The organism is Spirochaetota bacterium (assembly GCA_017999915.1).
In the GTDB taxonomy this organism is placed as follows: Bacteria; Spirochaetota; UBA4802; order UBA4802; family UBA5550; genus RBG-16-49-21.
The window spans coordinates 24,786-41,554 of the sequence record JAGNKX010000002.1 but is presented as its reverse complement, the minus strand read 5'-3'; the positions used below and the strand labels follow the sequence as shown (position 1 = coordinate 41,554).

The window sequence follows — 16,769 nt, the reverse complement described above, 5'->3', positions numbered from 1 at the left end:
ATGGTCCGGCCAACCGGTCCGGCAATGGGCCTTTCCGAAAATTTATTTTTATTACTGCCATGATGTGCGTCGCATAGTATATTGTAAGTATATTCGTGACTGATGGATGGGTCAATGGGAAAGATAAAGAAAGCGGATGTGATAGTTATCGGCGGCGGACCGGTGGGGTCCTACTTCGCGGGACAGATTGGCCTCCTGGGCCACAGGGTCCACGTGTTCGAAAAAAGAAAAAAACATGATGTAAGGAAAGAGCTCGGCTTCATCCACTTCGATGTGCCCTGCTACGGGCAGCTGTCCCTTCCCAGGCCCCTATCGGACAGCCGCGTATTGAAAGGCACCTTCACGGAAAACTGGCAGATTCCTCTCACCGAGGAGCTCAAATTCCAGGTTCCCTGCAGCACTGATATCCTGTCGATGAACGGTTTCTCCCGGTGGATCGCCAGTCACGCGGAAACCTCGGGAAACGTTCTGTTCCATTACGAGTCGCCCTTCCTGCGTCCCATAACCGACGGGTCATGGGTGCGGGGCGCGGAGATCGGCGGAGCAGGCGAGGTCTTCGGCGGCATCGTCGTGGACTGCACCGGCAGGGAGGCGGTCGTGCGAAATTCCCTGCCGGCGGAATGCCACGTCTCCCCCCTGGCGGCGCGGCCACTCCGGACCTTCACCCTTCACATGGAGCGGTGGCGCTGCCACGGCTCCTTTCCGACGGGGAGCAATACCTATGTATGCTACAAGGGCTTCGCGAACCAGGTGGGGCCCTCGGAAACGCTGGTGGGACTATCAACGTTCGGGGACATGGCGCATACCCGCGCCGCGCACCGCGAGTTCACCGCCCATCACCTGGGCGGCGTCGATCATGATGTCGCGTCGGTCTACTCCGGCACCGTTCCCTTTGATTTCCCCCCGGCTTCCCTGGTTGGGGACGGCTTCGTATCCCTGGGCGATGCGGCCTTTCAGAACAAGCCCTTCAACGGCGAGGGGATCGCCTCCGGCATGGAAGCGGCCAGGATCGCTGTGCCGGTCATCGCCGAGGCCCTTCGCGGAGGGCCCGTCCTGCGAAAAAATCTCTGGCATTACAATTCGGCATATTTCAGGGGCGTCGGGGCCGGTTTCGCGAAGATACGGGGCATCTGCGAGATGCTGGTGGACCTGTCGCCCCGCGAGTTCGATTGGCTCTACCGGATGAAATTCATAACGCGCAAGGATGTGGCAGCCGCGTGGTTTAAACAGAAATCCGCCAAGGGTCCGTTGGACCTGATCAGGCTCACCCTGAACGGCCTCCGCAACCGGGAGCTGTTTAAAAAGCTCATCGAGGCCCTCCGACTCGGGGCCTCCCTCGGGTCATTGTACCGCATCTATCCGCTCCTTCCGTCGCGGATAGAGGAATGGGAATCACGCCTGGACGACATCCTGCTGCGTCACGGCATACATCTTCAGGAAAACCGCACTGTTTAATCGCCCCCTTCCTTGCTACGAACAGACAGGCGCGCATCAACAGGCCTGTCCTGATGGATATCGCTCTTTTATGTGTAGAGGTGGTTGATGGTGTGCGGATTATTTAACGCGGCTGTTCCCGTCACCGGCGCGTGCCGGTCATGATTGCTTTTCTTTGGGGCATCCCACGACAAAGATTACGCCGGCGGCGCGGTCTTCATAGGTGGCGACGCTATTGATGTTATTTTCCCAGTAGCGGCAGTATATCTGGCCGCGGCTGTATTCAGAGTGGAATGAGCATTTTTTGCAGTCTTCAAGTTTCATGCGCGATAATGACTCCTGATGGTTACACGGCTAAATACAGGATATGGTCTGAATCGTCAATAAGTTTTTTATTACGTCACATGAGGCATAGGTATGAATTATAACTGGACAAAAAAGCAATGGGACATACAAGGGTCCGGAAACTAAAATTTGTGTCTGAGGGACTTGCATGAATAAAAAGTCAATAATAGCAATAATAATAGTGGCGTCACTGATCCTGTCGGTTGTTGCGTTTCTCAGGGCCAAGGCGTCGCAGGTCAATGCCGGCAGGGAGGAGATAAACGCTTTCCTGGATAAAACGTCGTACAAGGCTTTTCCCGATGCCGGGACCGTCAGCAGGCTCACCATCCTTCCCCTTGTCGATTTTTACGCTGACGACAAGAATCTGATGACGGAGCCGGGCGTGTCCTACCTGGTGAAGGCCGACAACACCACGATACTCCTTGACGTGGCGAACGACAGGAAAAAAATCCATCCCTCGCCGCTGCTGAGTAACATGAAAGCCCTTAACGCAAAGCCCTCGGACATCGACATGATCTTTATTACCCATATTCACCTTGACCATGTCGGGGGAATGAGGGAAGGAAGGGTCGGAGAATTCTCCCTGTCCCAGGGACCGGTAGAGCTCAAGGCTATCCCGGTCTATTCGCCGGGGCCCCTCAAGCCGTCGAAATGGAATCCCGGTCCCGCGGTTCAGGTGGTAAGCGATCCGATAGTTATCGCCCCTGGCATCGCGAGCCTCGGCGTGATACCGCGGCATCTCTTCATGTTCGGCAGGACGGACGAGCAGGTGCTGGCGATTAACCTTAAAGGGAAGGGCATCGTGCTGATCGTGGGCTGCGGCCATCCCTCGGCGGAGCGGATCATCCAGAGGGCGAAGATGCTCTACAGGGAGCCCATCTACGCCATTATCGGCGGGCTCCATTACCCGGTCAATGGCGGCAGGGGCAATATCGGGCCCATCAACATCCAGTACATAGTAGCTGCGGACAGGGCGCCGTGGAACGGCATCAATGAGAAGGATGTGGATCAGGCCATAGATACAATCCGGAAAGAGAATATCCGGGTTATTTCCCTATCGCCCCATGACAGCTCCGATTGGAGCCTGGAGCGGTTCAGGAAGGCCTTTCCGAAGAAATATGTTGACCTGAAGGTCGGGAAGGAGATCATTCTTTAATATTCCGGTTATTTTTTTTCCTTATAACTTGACGATCACCAAAAAATTTTATATTATTATTTCGATAGTTATCGAATTAAGAAATATTCAAACTTTGATAAATTTCAAGTAATGATAGACGTGGTACCGGAATGAAATATCTTATTTTCTCTTTTTCCCTGGCAGCAATCGCTCTTTTCGTATCCTTTATATATGCCTCATCAAAGGATGGGACTGATGGTGATGAAATGAAAAGAAAAAGTTCACCCCAATGGAACGGCGCTATGTTCAGCAACCAGGTGCGAACCATTGTGGGCACCCCGAAGAGCTTTAAAAACACGCTCTGGCTCTGGATAACCGGCAGGGAGGAGAGGCGTCCCCGGAAGCAAATAGAGTTACCCCGGATTTCACCACTGGTTCAGGAAGAGCCGGACAGCGCGGCCCTCAATGTAACCTGGCTGGGACACTCCACGGTGCTCATAGAGATAGACGGCAGGCGCTATCTTACCGATCCGATATGGAGCAAACGCTGCTCACCGGTGCCGATGGCGGGACCGGCGCGGTTCTTCGATGTGCCCATCGGGCTGGATGACATAGCCCGCCTCGACGGCGTGATAATCTCCCATGACCATTACGATCACCTCGATGAGGCAACCATCAGGAAACTGGCGGGGCGAGATACGATCTTTTATGTTCCCCTCGGGGTTGGGACTTATTTGAAAAGATGGGGCGTCCAGCCGGACCGTGTGTCCGAGTTTGACTGGTGGGACGAGGCCGTCCTCGGCGGAGGGCACCGCCTCATCGCAGCGCCGGCCCGGCATTTTTCCGGCCGCCTCGGGCCTTTGCAGAAAAATAACACACTCTGGGCCTCATGGATCATCGAGGGCCCGGCGCACCGGGTTTACTTCGGCGGAGACAGCGGCTATCATCCCGGCTTTAAAGAGATTGGCGATAAGCATGGGCCTTTTGACATCACCATGCTGGAGATCGGCGCCTATCATCCCAACTGGGGCGATATCCACCTTGGTCCGGAAAACGCCCTGCGGGCCCACCGGGACCTTCGGGGCAGGGCCCTGATGCCGATCCACTGGGGCACCTTCCAGCTTGCCCTCCACAGCTGGACCGAGCCGGCGGAGCAGGTCCGCGCCGGAGCGAAGGAACAGGGCATTTCCCTGATCATGCCGGTGCCTGGCCGGAAGGTTGACGGTATCGCGGAAGCGGCTGATTCCGGATGGTGGATGAAGATATGACAAAGCTGTGCTGGAGGTGAGGGACATCTACACCCTGGCGAAGCTGGATGCGAACCAATGAAATTGTGATTAATTTCCGTCCAGTGCCCGGTGTCATCTTTTTTTTGTTGCATATTCTCACATAGCGGGTATGGTTTAACAAATGTAAAAATACCGTCCTGTTATGGCGTCACTGGAAACAATCACAAATAATTTTATTTATTTTGCTGGGGGCGTATCCCTTCTTGTCGCGGTGAGCGAGCTTTTTGTCAGGAACCGCCGCACTGAAAATTTAATTTCCTTCTCGCTGTTCGTCACCTTTGGCATCCTGATGTTCCAGATCGGTTTTATCATCGACAGGACGGTGCTTCAATACCCGCAGCTCTTCTACCTGAACCTGACGTTCCTGTACCTGGTGGGGACCGTCGGCTATTTCGCCTATTTTCTTCTTGTCTTCCCCACGGATACGCTGCCGGCGAGAATGATATTCTACGCTCTGCCCTCACTTGTCGCACTGGTGTTTGACATATATTTCATGACCATGTCTCCGGAGGCGCAGGTGCGGCTACTCCACGAACACATTTATTCGGGCGACATGTACCATCATACGCCGGTATGCTTTCTTTTCGCCGGCGCGGGGCTGCAGATATTCATCTACCTGGGTGTTCTCTTTGTCCGATTTCTTATGATCTGGATAAGGGAAGGGTTCACGCCGGTGGTATTTGTATCGTTCAGCTATCTCACATACACGATAGTCGCGGCCGATATGGTCATTGCGGGCTATGTGTTACATTCTCTCGTGCTGCTGAAATGGGGATGTTTCATGATGGCGGCCCTCTTCATCAGCTCGTTCCCCCTCAGCCAGCGCTTTCCCAGGTTTTTGCAGCTCATCATCGATGAATCGGAGAAGAAGGCCCGCGTCAAGTCCCTCATCGACAACCTGGACGTAGACCGGACCATCCTCCGCCTCAAGGAATGCATGACGGAAAAGAAGATGTTCATGAACGAAGACCTCACCCTGAAGGACCTGGCCGATGAGCTTTCCATCACCGTTCACCAGCTATCACAGGTCCTCAATGAACGTCTCGCAACCAATTTCAACAATTTCGTAAACCGGTACCGGATCAATGAGTCAAAGATGATACTTCTCGACGAGCCGGACCGGTCTGTCATTTCCATAGCCTTCATGGTGGGCTTCAATACCAAGTCTTCGTTCTATAATGCCTTCTCGCGTTTCACCGGAACCTCCCCGCAGGATTACCGGCGGGAAAATCTATAATATTGTATCCAAAAAACCGTTCACCTGTTGTTTGGGACATTAGTCCAAAAATCTTTTTCTGCTTTATATATGGGGACTCTGCTTAGAGTCTATCCTATGTTGTAGGATTCACACGTAGCGTCACCCTCCCTCTACTCCGCGCTGATAAAATTTTTCATAACATCTGTTATTCCCGAGAAAAAAAGAGTCCAAAATTATATACCCGGTCGACAGCGTCCGTCTGGACGGTTATTCTCTGATTATTCAATCCATTTCTCATAGTACAAGTGTCAACATAAAAAAAAAGCAGGATAACATTAACAGGGTTCCATGCACAGGTTCGCCTGTGCATGACCATACCCTTCAGGATAAGGAGGCATCAGGTGGGAAAAAAGGGTGACAATGCAAAAAAGAAGGTGGTGGTGATCGGGTCCGGTCTGGGCGGGGCCGCGTCCGCGGCTTTGCTCGCCAAATCAGGATTTGACGTGACACTGCTGGAGAGCAACGACTTCCAGGGGGGGCGCTGCGCCACCCTGGAGCGAAAGGGTTTCCAGTACGATTTCGGCGTCCACATGTTCAGCCGGGGCGATTCCGGGCCCCACGGCCAAGTCAACAGGGAGTTGGGGGGCAATCTGCGGTGGGTAAAGAAGGACCCTCCCTGCCATGTTATGGGCAAGATGGAGTTCGATTTTCCCCTCGATATCAAGCCATTGAAGCGCCAGATATACCTGGCCCGGCAGCTGAAGATAGGCCCGGCGAACCTGCCCGGCGTCTTTTTCCTGTTCCGGTCGCTTTTGAATCCCAGGTCAGTTGAGCAATATGACAATATTACGCTGAGAGACTATGTTTCGCGCTTCACCTCCGATGATAATGTGCATCTTTTCCTGAACTGCCTGTGCCAGCTCTATTTCGCCATGTCCTACAAGGAATCGTCGGCCGGGGAGTTCATCTGGTGCTTTACGCGGATGTTCAACAACGCCTCCTTCGGGTATCCGCAGGGGGGCGGCAGCGCAATCCCCGGTTCCTTCCTCGATGTCTTTAAGGATTCGGGCGGCTCCCTCTTATACGGCCAGCCGGTGCATAGCATCGTGGTAAAAAACGGCGCCGCCGTAGGCGTCAGGACCGCTAAGAAGTTCTATCCCGCGGACATCGTCATTTCAAACGCGGGAATCAACCGCACCATCGATATGGCGGGAAAAAAGAATTTTCCCGGATCCTACACGGAAAAGGCCCAATCCTATGTCTATTCCAACGCCTACATAACGATCAAGTACGCCCTGAGCCGGCCGGTCATTCCCTACCCGGTGGTTTTCTACATGCCGGACATGCCCGGCCACAGCGTCTTTGACTATATACGGGACAGGACCGTACCGGATGATCCCTATATTTTTCTGCCCGTGCCATCCAACCAGGACCCGGGCCTAGCGCCCCGGGGGCAGCAGCTGGTCATAGCGGGAACCGCGGCGCCCTCCGGCGCTTCCAAGAAGCTGTGCGAAGCCATCATAGACCGCGTGGACAGGAGGGTCAGAGCCCTTTTCCCGGCCCTGGAAAAGGCCATCATCTGGAAAATAACCTCTGTCTCGGAGGACACCAGCCGGCTCACGCACCAGGGGAACGGGGCCTGCATAGGCCTGGGGCAGGTGCCCGGACAGGTGGGGGAGCACCGGCCGTCGCTGGAAACGCCGCTGAAGAACCTGTGGCTCGTGGGCGCCGACGCCGGATCGCGGGGCATCGGCACCGAGATGGCCTCGGGAAGCGCCCTTAACCTGGCGGCGGTCATCAGGGAGAGATATTGAAACGGCGGCAGGGTTGATGCGCCGCCGGCATCGGTAGAATGCCTAACGCCGGTTGTTGTCACGACCTGGCGTAATAAATAGAGGAGGGAAGGTTTGTATGGAAAAGTCTAATGAGATGCTTATGAAGCCTTTCAGCAAGGCTTTATCGGAGCTGAACAATCCGTACATACAGGATGCTCAGTCAAAAGGCAAAAAGGTTATCGGCTTGTTCTGCTCGTACATTCCGCCGGAGCTCATAGAGGCGGGCGGCATGGTCCCGTTCCGGGTGAAAGGAAAACCGGGAAGGGACATAGGAGCGGGAACAACGTATCTAAGCGCGCGCCTGTGCACGTTTTCCAGGAATGCCCTGACGCTGGTATTGGAAAACGATTATTCATTTCTGAACGGTTTTATCGGCTGCAACACCTGCGATCATATCCGGCGGACATCCCAGAACTGGATCGTAAAGAAGCCGGCCAATTTCACGCATTTTCTTCATATCCCGCGGGTTTACGGGAAGGAGAACATCAGTTTTTTCAGGGACCAGCTGATAAACCTGAAAAAGGAGCTGGAGCAGTGGTCCGGGAAAAAAATAAGCGACGATGATCTGCGCGCGGTGAGCTTGAAATACAACAAGGCGCGCGGGATTTTGCGGAGGCTTTCGACGCTGAGAAAGGCCGGCAATCCGGCTTTGAGCGGCTCGGAAATGCTTACCATATCGGTGGCGTATCACCAGATGCCCGTGGATGATTTTATCCCGGCCGCGGAGTCCCTTCTGGATAGCCTGGATAAGGAGAAGCTTTCCGTCAAAGGGAGTACCGGGAAGGCGCGCCTCCTCCTCTGCGGCGGCATGATCGACGAGCCGGAATACGTGGCTTTTGTCGAAGAGCAGGGTATTGACATCGTGGCCGACGCTGTCTGCTTTGGCATGCGGAGCTACCGGGACGATGTCGACATGAACAAGGACCCCATGGAAGCGATCGCGGAGCGGGCCCTGACTCATTTCCCCTGTCCGCATATCGGCGACTCCTTTGAAAAGCGGTGGGACACCATCAGGGAGATATATGATGAGTATAAGGCCGACGGTATCATATTCCAGAAGCTGAAGTTCTGCCAGATCTGGGGCGTTGATTCGTACAACATGACACCCAAGTGCCAGGAACTGGGCATCCCCTTCCTCAACCTTGAGAGGGAATACGGGTTTTTCTCGACCGGGCAGTTGAAGACGCGCCTTCAGGCGTTTACTGAATTAATTGAAGAAAGAAAAGCGGCGGTATAGGAGGCAGCTGATATGATATTAGGTAAAGATAGATGGCAGGTATGGGAAGAAGCGTATGAATCGATTGAAATTCTACAGGATATTTTTTCCGTCGCGTCCGAGGACCTGACCCACAATGCGCTGCTCAAGATTTACAAGGGTTATTTTCATGATCTTTTCACCGCGATCGACAAGGGTAAAAAGATAATTTACGGGAACTTTGCCGTGCCGGGAACGCTGATGCGGGGCTTCGACACCGACAAGGTCTTCTGGTATCAGCTGGAAGCGCTGTCAGTCATCCAGTCACTGGTGGGCGAGCCCGGCGTCTGGAACGCCAAGCTTGCGGATTCGGCGGAAGCGGCCGGGATGGCTCCGGAGATCTGCTCGGTCGACCGCATCGCCCACGGGAGCTGGCTTGAAAAGGTCGTCCCGATTCCGGACGCCTGCTTTTATCTCACCACGCCGTGCGATTCGCAGACCTGCCTGGTAAACAACATGGTCAACGAGACGGGCAAGCCCACCATCGTGCTGGATATGCCGTACCAGGCGCGGGATGAGGATATAAGGTATATTGCCCGGCAGTTCAGGGTCGTGGTGAAATTCCTCGAGGACAATTTAAAGATCAAGTATGATTTCGGCAGGCTGAAGCATGCCTGTGAAACATACAACAAGATGATGGAGAACATATCCGACTGGGTCGAGCTCCGCAGGCCGCGGCCGTCGGCGCAGCCCTGCGAGACCCTCTCCCTCATGGCCGCGGTCGTGACGGTCTTTTCCGGTCACCAGAGCGGCCTTGATTACGCTACAGAAACGCTCAAGGAGCTCAAGAACTTCAGGAAGAACGGCGTCAAGACCGTTACGGGCGACGAAGTTCGCGCGATCTGGGTGGGGACGCCGTACTGGACCGATCTGAATTTCTACAACTGGCTCGAGGGCGAGCTCAACGTCACGGTGCCTATGGACATGTTCGGCTACTATCACGCCGACACCCTCATCGACACCTCCAGCGAGGATTCCATGCTGGTGGGGATCGCGCGCAACGCGATGCGGAATTTCCCGATGACGCGGCAGCTCCTGGGCTCCTATGAAAATTACCTGGACGATTACCGGATGCTCGCCAGGAATTACGACGCCGATTTCGCCGTCATCCCCGGACACCTGGGGTGCACCCACGGCCATGGCGTTTCCGGGCTGATGCGGGAGGAATCGGACAAGATGGGGCTGCCGCTCCTGTCGTTTGAGTTCGACATGCTCGATCCGCGCGTCAACCCGAGGGATGATGTTGAAGTTCTTTTCAGGAATTTCGTCAACGACATAGTTCTTCCGAAAAAAGCGGCACGGTCATGACCGTAAGGAGGTAAATGCATATGAACAGTGATATTATTACCGCCGGAGTCGACATCGGCTCCACGGCGTCAAAGGCCCTGGTCATGATGAACGGCAAAACGATGGCCTATGTCATCGGGCCCAGCAGCGCCAATCCGGCGCGGACGGCCAGCGAGGTGTTCAAGGAGTCGTGCCGGAAGGCCGGGATCGATGAGACGGACGTGGCTTATGTCGTCGGTACCGGCTATGGACGCGCCAATGTGGCCTTTGCCCACGAAAACGTGTCCGAAATATCGTGCCACGCCGCCGGGGCCTACAGCGTCATGCCTGAGGTGCGGACGATCGTCGACATCGGCGGCCAGGACTGCAAGGCCATCTCGCTGGAAAACGACGGACGCCTGAAGAATTTCGCCATGAACGACAAGTGCGCGGCCGGAACCGGCAGGTTCCTGGACGTCATGTCACGGGTCCTCGAGGTCGGCGTCGGAGACCTCGGCGCCATCGACGGCGAGTCGCAGCGCCCGGCGGCCATATCGAACGTGTGCAGCGTCTTCGCCGAATCGGAGGTGATCAACCTGATCAACGAGGGCGTCGCGGTCTCCGATATCATCAGGGGCCTCCACATCTCCCTGACAAACAGGGTTTCGGTGCTGGTGAACCGGGTCGGCCTCAACGCCGAGCTGGTCGTCACCGGCGGGGTAGCCAAGAACAGCGGGGTCATCAGGGCGCTGAGCGAAAAGCTCGGGGTCGGGATCAAGACCCTGGATTCAAGGATCGACCCGCAGATCATCGGCGCACTGGGCGCGGCGGTGGTTGCCCGGCGCAAGCTCGGCAAGGAAGTAAAAGCTGAAGCAATGTAAATTGTTAAATAACAAGAGGTGAACAACCATGAGAAATTTTAATTCATCGCAAGAACTCCAGCAGGTGCTGGGTGGTTTTTTCCAGCACGTGGTCCAGAAGGGCCTGATGGAGAATGATCCGGTCGTGTCAAAACCGGCTAAAAGCCTTAATGAAACCAATCTGGTCGTGCATTTTTCATTAAAAAATCCGGATCTGCTTATCGTTATCGATACGGAGCAGAAGCCGATTCATGTGTCGTTCGGCGCTGAAAATCCGAAGCCCCCGACAGCCGTATTTTACGTGTCGGCGCTGGACGGGCATAAATTCTGGCTCGGGGACCTGAACATTCCCAACGCGCTTCTCCGGAAGAAAGTCGTCCTGAAAGGACCCGTTCACCGGCTCCTGAAAATATTGCCGGTCGCGAGGCAGTGCTTCTCGATCTACAAGAGCTATCTTGCTGTTAACGGGTTTAAAGATTTCCAGCTGGATAAAGAAAAGGGGGAGGGCGATGAATAAAATAGCGAACAACAAAACCTATGACGCCATCATCGTCGGCAGCGGCCCCGGAGGAGCCACCGTGGCGAGGGAGCTTGCCGCAAGAAACAAGAAGGTCCTTCTGCTCGAGATGGGCAAAAACGCGCCGGTAAAAGGCTCGAAACTACAGGTCATCAAGGACCTGGGGATTCCGGGTAAAAGCTTTTTGCTTACCTACGGCGGGCTCGCCTGCGTCCGCGCCACGGCGGTAGGCGGGACATCGCTCTATTTCTACGCGACCGCATTTGATCCTCCGGTTGAAATGTTTAAGAAGTACGGCATTGACATTTCACAGGAGGTCAATGAGGCCTACAGGGAAATCCCCAGTTCTCCGCTGAAGGACGAATTGATCGGCCCGCGGGCGAAACGGATAATGGAGAGCGCGCAGTCGCTGGGCCTGAAATGGAATAAGATGAACAAGTTCATCTACCAGGACAAGTGCCTCCCCGATTGCGAGCTCTGCCAGATGGGCTGCCCTTATGGCGCGAAATGGACTGCCCGCGTCTACCTCGATGAGGCGCTGAAAAACGGCGCCGAGCTGCTCGATGGGGCAACGGTGAACACGGTGCTCATGGACGGCAGGCAGGCGATCGGCGTGGAATACACCCGCAAGGGCAAAACGCATAAGGTATACGGGGAAAACATCATCCTCGCCGCCGGCGGCATCGGTTCCCCCGTGCTGATGAGAAAGATCGGCGTCGCGAGGGCGGGATATGACTATCTGTATGATCCCTTTGTCTGCACGATGGGGTATGTGAAGGATTTTAAAGCCGGGAGGGAGCTTCCCATGGCGGCCGGATTGCATGTGCCGGAGGAAGGCATCGTCATGACGGACCTGACGCTCCCCAAGCTCCTGTACATGGGCCTGACCGCGGAGGTGCTGCGGTTCGACAAGGTATTCTCCCACTCCCATATCCTTGGCATCATGACAAAGGCAAAGGACGATCTCGGGGGGAAACTGACCGATTCGGGAGGCATCAGGAAGCGGCTCCAGAAGCAGGACAAGGACAAGATGATGGTCGGGCACAATCTGGCGAGTAAAATACTGAAGAAGGCCGGGGCCAAGAGCATTTTCAAAAGCTGGTATATCGCGGCGCATCCGGGGGGAACGGTCCGCATCAACGACCTCCTCGATTCAAATCTCAAGACAGAGTTCGACAACCTTTACGTGTGCGACAACTCCGTGATGCCGGACCCGCTGGGCCTTCCGCCCACAATGACCATTGTCAGTCTCGGCAAGAGGCTGGCGAAGCACCTTGCCGGCGCCCGGTCGTCGCGCCGGCTGGAAGCGGTGTCGTCGGGGAGAGCGAACTGAAGGGGGGACCATGGGATTATTTGACAAGGAACTTGCATCTATACGGCGCTACCTGGCCGGCGCGGAGATCCATCCGCGCCGGCGGGAATACCGCCATGACACGACGGTCCAGTGGCCCAAGGGCAAGGGGAAGAGCGTGGTGCTCTCCCAGGACACCGCCGTAGAGCTGGGCAATCCCCGCGAAGAATCATGCTCCTTCATGGTGTGGGTTGACGATCCCGGATGCGTCCGTGACGGCGTCATCACCCTGGTGGGGCCGGAGCTGTCGGAATGCGAGGGTCAGAGCATACCCTTCGGGAAGGCGGTCATCATCGGCGTCAGGGGGTTCACCCCGGAGAACAGCTATGACCACTACCGGGAGATGGACCTCGCGCGGTATGATCTTGACCTGCGCGGCTACATGCTGAAAGCCGCTTCGCAGTACCGGCGGGAATGGAGCAGGGTGAGTAAAGACGCGCTCCGCGATGGGTTCTCGTTCCGGGTGCTGGGGGGAGCCCTCATCGACGCCCTGAAAAAAAATCCCTACGTGGAGGCTGTCGAGGCGCTGTTCGTCACGTCATCGCCCGGGGACGTGCGGGGGCTCGCTCCCATTTCAGAGGGGGCCCACACGGTGATCGAGGCGATGACAAAGATGATCGACGAGCTCGATTTCGATTGCGGCAGCTGTGACTATAACGACATCTGCTCCGACGTGGCCGGCCTGAGAACCATGCGGCGGCAGCTGGAAAAGAAAGGGGAACTGAGATATGGAACGTGAGATAGGTGAAACAACGATCATCGCGGTGTGCGGCAAGGGTGGGGTCGGCAAGACCTCCATCAGCGCGGCCATCGTGCGCATGCTCCTGGAGCGGGGAAATAGGACCGTCCTGGCCATCGACGCGGACCCCGCCGTGGGCCTCGCGGCGGCCCTGGGGATCGACGTGGCCGTGACCCTGAACGACGTGCGGGAGAGCCTGATCGCCAGGCTGGAGGAGGGGGCCCGCGAGGACCGGGCCGGGCTCCTCTCGCTCCTCGATTACGAGGTGTGGAGCGCCGTGGTGGAGAGGGAGGGCCTCGCCTTTCTCGCCATCGGGAGGCCGGAATCGGACGGGTGCTACTGCCAGGTGAACGATATTTTGAAGGATATAATCGGGACAACGGCCGGGAATTTCGACTACGTCGTCATAGACGGCGAGGCCGGCATCGAGCAGGTGAACCGCCGGGTCATGGAGACGGTGACCCACCTTCTCCTCGTGTCCGACGCCTCGTTGCGGGGCCTCAACGTGGTGAAGACGATCAGGGACGTCGCCGACCGCACGGTGAAGTACCGCCGTGCCGCCATGGTGCTGAACCGCATCGCCGGCGAGGGGGAGGCGCGGCGCCTTACTCTGCCGGCGGGGCTTGACTGCGCCGGCTGGATCCCGGAGGACAGCGCGATCCGGTCCGCCGATATCGCGGGAACGAGCGTCCTTTCCCTGGCCGAATCGCCGGCCCTGGCCGCGGTGCGCGGCATCCTCGACCGGCTCCTGGAATCGCCCGCCCCGGCGGGCAAGGATGAGCAGCGCGAGACTGCGAGGGCGTAACACGAATCGACAAGCAGCTCCCATGACAGGGTGGAAAAAAATGATACCCTGGGATCGCAATAGTATCGCAGCCGGAGGAAAGGTGCCTCGCACCGCAGACATGCGGCAGGAGGGGCGGATCCAATGAATCAAGGAGGATGCAATGGTATATTGTGAAGCGCGTGCCGAGAACTCAGTTGTTCAGGACTTGGGGAATGTAAGATCGGTCTTAATAGTCGGCTGTGCCGGATGCGCCAATACTTCCGTCTATCTTCAGAATTCCCCCGACGGATCGGCCATGATGACACTGACACCGACAGGCTTTCATCCGGTTCCGATGCAGAACGCCGTAGACAGCCTTCAGCGGCGGCTGGCGGACAAGGGTTGGCGCGTTGCTTCGTGGCTGGGCAAGTACCCAACCGGCCTTCTCTGCGTCCTGGACAAACGCTGTCGCTCGAAAATCATCAAGCGCTGCGAAGGCTATGATGCCGTCATCACCCTGTGCTGCGATGGCGGCACCAGATCCATGAAAAACATCCTGAATGGTAAAAGGGTCATCCCCGCCATGGAGGCCACCGGGTTGATTACGGCAGTCATGAAGAGCAACCTTATCTTTACCAAAATGTCTATTGATAAAGATTCCGTCGATATCGTTCGATTGACAGTTGACCGTTGAGTTGTGAACAGAGACGTGTATATCTTGAATACAGTGATGAATGGAAATACTTCCTCGAAAGGCCTCAGTGCTTAATTGATGATGGAGGGGTCGTCGCCCCAGGGGATGTCCGCGGGATGGCCGAAATGGAACCCCTGGAGGAAGTCGACCCCCATTTCCCTCAATTCCCGCGCCAGCTCGGGGCTGTCGACCCATTCCGCTATGATCAGCAGCTCGGCCTGCTTGCAAAAGATGATGATGTTGTCTATCATCATCCGCGCCTTCGGGTTGTGCAGCATCTGCTGTATGAGGGTCCCGTTTATTTTTATGATATTGATCGGCAGGGAAAGGAGGTTCTCGAAATTCGAATACCCTGATCCGAAATCGTCGATGGCGATGAGGCAGCCCAGGCTGCTGGCCCTGGCGGCGAACTCGTGGCATGCCTCCACCTCGCTCAGCTCGGACCGCTCCAGTATCTCCAGGATGAGCCTGCCCTGGCCGGGGAGCGGCGGTTTGTACAGCCGGTTCAGCAGGTTGATAAGATCGCTCTGGACCATGTCACGGAAGGAAATGTTGACCGATATATTTTTATCCGTGTGGCGAAGGGCCTCGCAGGCGGATTTTATCATGAAGTGTGTCAGGTTTATGTCCAGGCCGGTTGACTCGGCGATGGGCAGATATTGCACGGGCGATTCGTAGACGCCGCCGTCGTTCCGTATCCTGAGGAGGCTCTCGTAGGAGATTATTTCGCCGGTGGCCGCGTCCACGATGGGCTGGTAATAGGCCTTGAATGTTCCCTGCTCCTGGTTTTTGTAAAGGATCGAGAAAAGGGTGGTCGCGTGGAACGCGGACGTCTTTACATGGTCATGGTTCTCGTAAAGGGTGACGCCCCGGTGATTCTCGATGGACGACTTGAGGGCCTGGTCGGCGTTGGAAAGGATGTCCAGCGACTCGCCCTGCATGCCCGAGTGGAACACAACGCCCCCTATGTGGATGTTCAGCCTCAGCTCGGAATCTTTCCACGGCATGGGGGTCGACTGGAGAAGTCGCCTGATGACTTTCATTTTCTGGATGGCCTCTTCCCTGCGGTCTTTCCCGAGGACGAGCAGGATCCCGAATTCGTTTCCCTTGAGCCTGTAAATCGTGTATTTGAAGTGGTCCTTCCAGAGATCCAGCTGTTTTGAACAGAAGAGAAGTATCTCGTCTGACAGGTTGTAGCCGAATATGAGGCCGAGATCGTTGAAGTTCACGATGCTGATTATCGCGAAAAGGTAATCGTTGTTTTTTCTTATGGAAAGGGGGAGCATTTTCTTGGTGAGGTGCCGGGTCGTTTCATCAAAGAGGATGTTCCTTATGATCGTCTTCATCGATTTTTCATGCTGCAGCTCGCCGAAAAATGTCATGAGGGAAATGATGAAGAGGGCCACCCCGGCCAGGAGGACGTTGACCCTGCTTGGGTATTTGACCTGCCATGAAGGGATGTATCCCGCGCTCTGAAGGATGTACATGGCGACCGCGACGGTCATGAATAAAGCTATCCAGGCAACGCCCTTCCGGGTGCCTCTCAGCTGGAACGCTATGGGGGGAAAGCAGTAGAAAATGACCAGGCTTATCTGCCGCGCGTTGGGCAGGTACAGGGTAAGGATAAAGCTGATGACGCAGGCCACCATGGCGGTTATCGCGATGATATTGGTTTTCCTTGTGGTTACCAGGATCAGGAAAAGAGTAATGAGAAAAACAAAGGGGATGGCATAATTGACAAGAAATGCCGTTTGTCCCCTGTAGATATCCAGCACGGCGTAAAAAACAGGGATCAGGGAGGTAACAATCAGTATGATGCGGAGAAGATTGAAGCGGTACCTGTCATACTTGACCTTCAGGGCGGTATACCAGTCGGCGTCAAGGTTGTCAAAATCTTCGGGAAGAATATTCTTAACTATATTGCTCAGCATAGTCCATCCATGGAACGGCAGCAGCAATCCCGTTGCTATCTTAGTCGGTAATTTGGTTATAAGTATGCGGGCCGACCTGAGTATGGTTCTGCCGCATCGGGAGCAACACTAAACATGGCATGATTTTAATCAAGTCCAATTTTTATCGATTTAGTACTGGCAGGAAAAATTT

At 55.6% G+C, this 16,769-nt stretch carries 15 protein-coding genes; 13 read left to right on the top strand and 2 right to left on the bottom strand.

What is annotated here, in order from left to right; translation table 11 throughout:
- Positions 1-114 precede the first annotated feature (114 nt).
- A complete protein-coding gene (locus tag KA369_04240; GenBank protein ID MBP7735162.1) occupies positions 115-1,455 on the top strand; it encodes an NAD(P)/FAD-dependent oxidoreductase in 1,341 nt (446 codons plus the stop codon).
- Positions 1,456-1,593: 138 nt separating this feature from the next.
- Here KA369_04240 and KA369_04235 read toward each other — a convergent pair whose 3' ends face one another.
- Positions 1,594-1,758, bottom strand: a complete 165-nt coding sequence (locus KA369_04235; protein ID MBP7735161.1) for a hypothetical protein — start codon at positions 1,756-1,758, stop codon at positions 1,594-1,596.
- A 169-nt stretch (positions 1,759-1,927) separates the two neighbouring features.
- Between KA369_04235 and KA369_04230 the strand changes: the two genes are divergently transcribed.
- The 12 genes from KA369_04230 (at position 1,928) to KA369_04175 (ending at position 14,666) form a co-directional block, all read left to right on the top strand.
- Positions 1,928-2,935: an MBL fold metallo-hydrolase gene (locus tag KA369_04230; GenBank protein MBP7735160.1), complete on the top strand. Its 1,008-nt coding sequence runs from the start codon at positions 1,928-1,930 to the stop codon at positions 2,933-2,935.
- 227 nt (positions 2,936-3,162) lie between these two features.
- Positions 3,163-4,164: an MBL fold metallo-hydrolase gene (locus KA369_04225; GenBank protein MBP7735159.1), complete on the top strand. Its 1,002-nt coding sequence runs from the start codon at positions 3,163-3,165 to the stop codon at positions 4,162-4,164.
- Between the two features lie 163 nt (positions 4,165-4,327).
- A complete protein-coding gene (locus KA369_04220) occupies positions 4,328-5,422 on the top strand; it encodes an AraC family transcriptional regulator (GenBank protein ID MBP7735158.1) in 1,095 nt (364 codons plus the stop codon).
- 362 nt (positions 5,423-5,784) lie between these two features.
- A complete protein-coding gene (locus KA369_04215) occupies positions 5,785-7,197 on the top strand; it encodes an NAD(P)/FAD-dependent oxidoreductase (GenBank protein ID MBP7735157.1) in 1,413 nt (470 codons plus the stop codon).
- Between the two features lie 97 nt (positions 7,198-7,294).
- The gene (locus KA369_04210) at positions 7,295-8,455 is read left to right on the top strand and encodes a 2-hydroxyacyl-CoA dehydratase (protein ID MBP7735156.1); all 1,161 of its coding nucleotides are present in this window, start codon (positions 7,295-7,297) and stop codon (positions 8,453-8,455) included.
- A 12-nt stretch (positions 8,456-8,467) separates the two neighbouring features.
- Positions 8,468-9,781, top strand: coding sequence for a 2-hydroxyacyl-CoA dehydratase (locus tag KA369_04205; GenBank protein MBP7735155.1), 1,314 nt, complete (start codon positions 8,468-8,470; stop codon positions 9,779-9,781).
- A 20-nt stretch (positions 9,782-9,801) separates the two neighbouring features.
- A complete protein-coding gene (locus tag KA369_04200) occupies positions 9,802-10,620 on the top strand; it encodes a hypothetical protein (GenBank protein MBP7735154.1) in 819 nt (272 codons plus the stop codon).
- A 28-nt stretch (positions 10,621-10,648) separates the two neighbouring features.
- Entirely contained in the window at positions 10,649-11,116 is a 468-nt protein-coding gene (locus KA369_04195) for an SCP2 sterol-binding domain-containing protein (protein ID MBP7735153.1), read from the top strand.
- Positions 11,109-12,449 carry a GMC family oxidoreductase gene (locus KA369_04190; protein MBP7735152.1) on the top strand — a complete coding sequence of 447 codons (1,341 nt, stop codon included), beginning with the start codon at positions 11,109-11,111 and terminating at the stop codon, positions 12,447-12,449. The genes KA369_04195 and KA369_04190 overlap by 8 nt, the downstream gene beginning before the upstream one ends.
- A gap of 10 nt (positions 12,450-12,459) precedes the next feature.
- Complete coding sequence (locus KA369_04185; protein MBP7735151.1) at positions 12,460-13,206, top strand: hypothetical protein; 747 nt, start codon at positions 12,460-12,462, stop codon at positions 13,204-13,206.
- The gene (locus tag KA369_04180; protein MBP7735150.1) at positions 13,196-14,011 is read left to right on the top strand and encodes an AAA family ATPase; all 816 of its coding nucleotides are present in this window, start codon (positions 13,196-13,198) and stop codon (positions 14,009-14,011) included. The genes KA369_04185 and KA369_04180 overlap by 11 nt, the downstream gene beginning before the upstream one ends.
- A 280-nt stretch (positions 14,012-14,291) precedes the next feature.
- Positions 14,292-14,666, top strand: coding sequence for a hypothetical protein (locus tag KA369_04175; GenBank protein ID MBP7735149.1), 375 nt, complete (start codon positions 14,292-14,294; stop codon positions 14,664-14,666).
- A 71-nt stretch (positions 14,667-14,737) separates the two neighbouring features.
- Here KA369_04175 and KA369_04170 read toward each other — a convergent pair whose 3' ends face one another.
- Positions 14,738-16,597 (bottom strand): EAL domain-containing protein, encoded by a 1,860-nt coding sequence (locus tag KA369_04170; GenBank protein MBP7735148.1) that lies wholly within the window; start codon positions 16,595-16,597, stop codon positions 14,738-14,740.
- Positions 16,598-16,769: the final 172 nt, after the last annotated feature.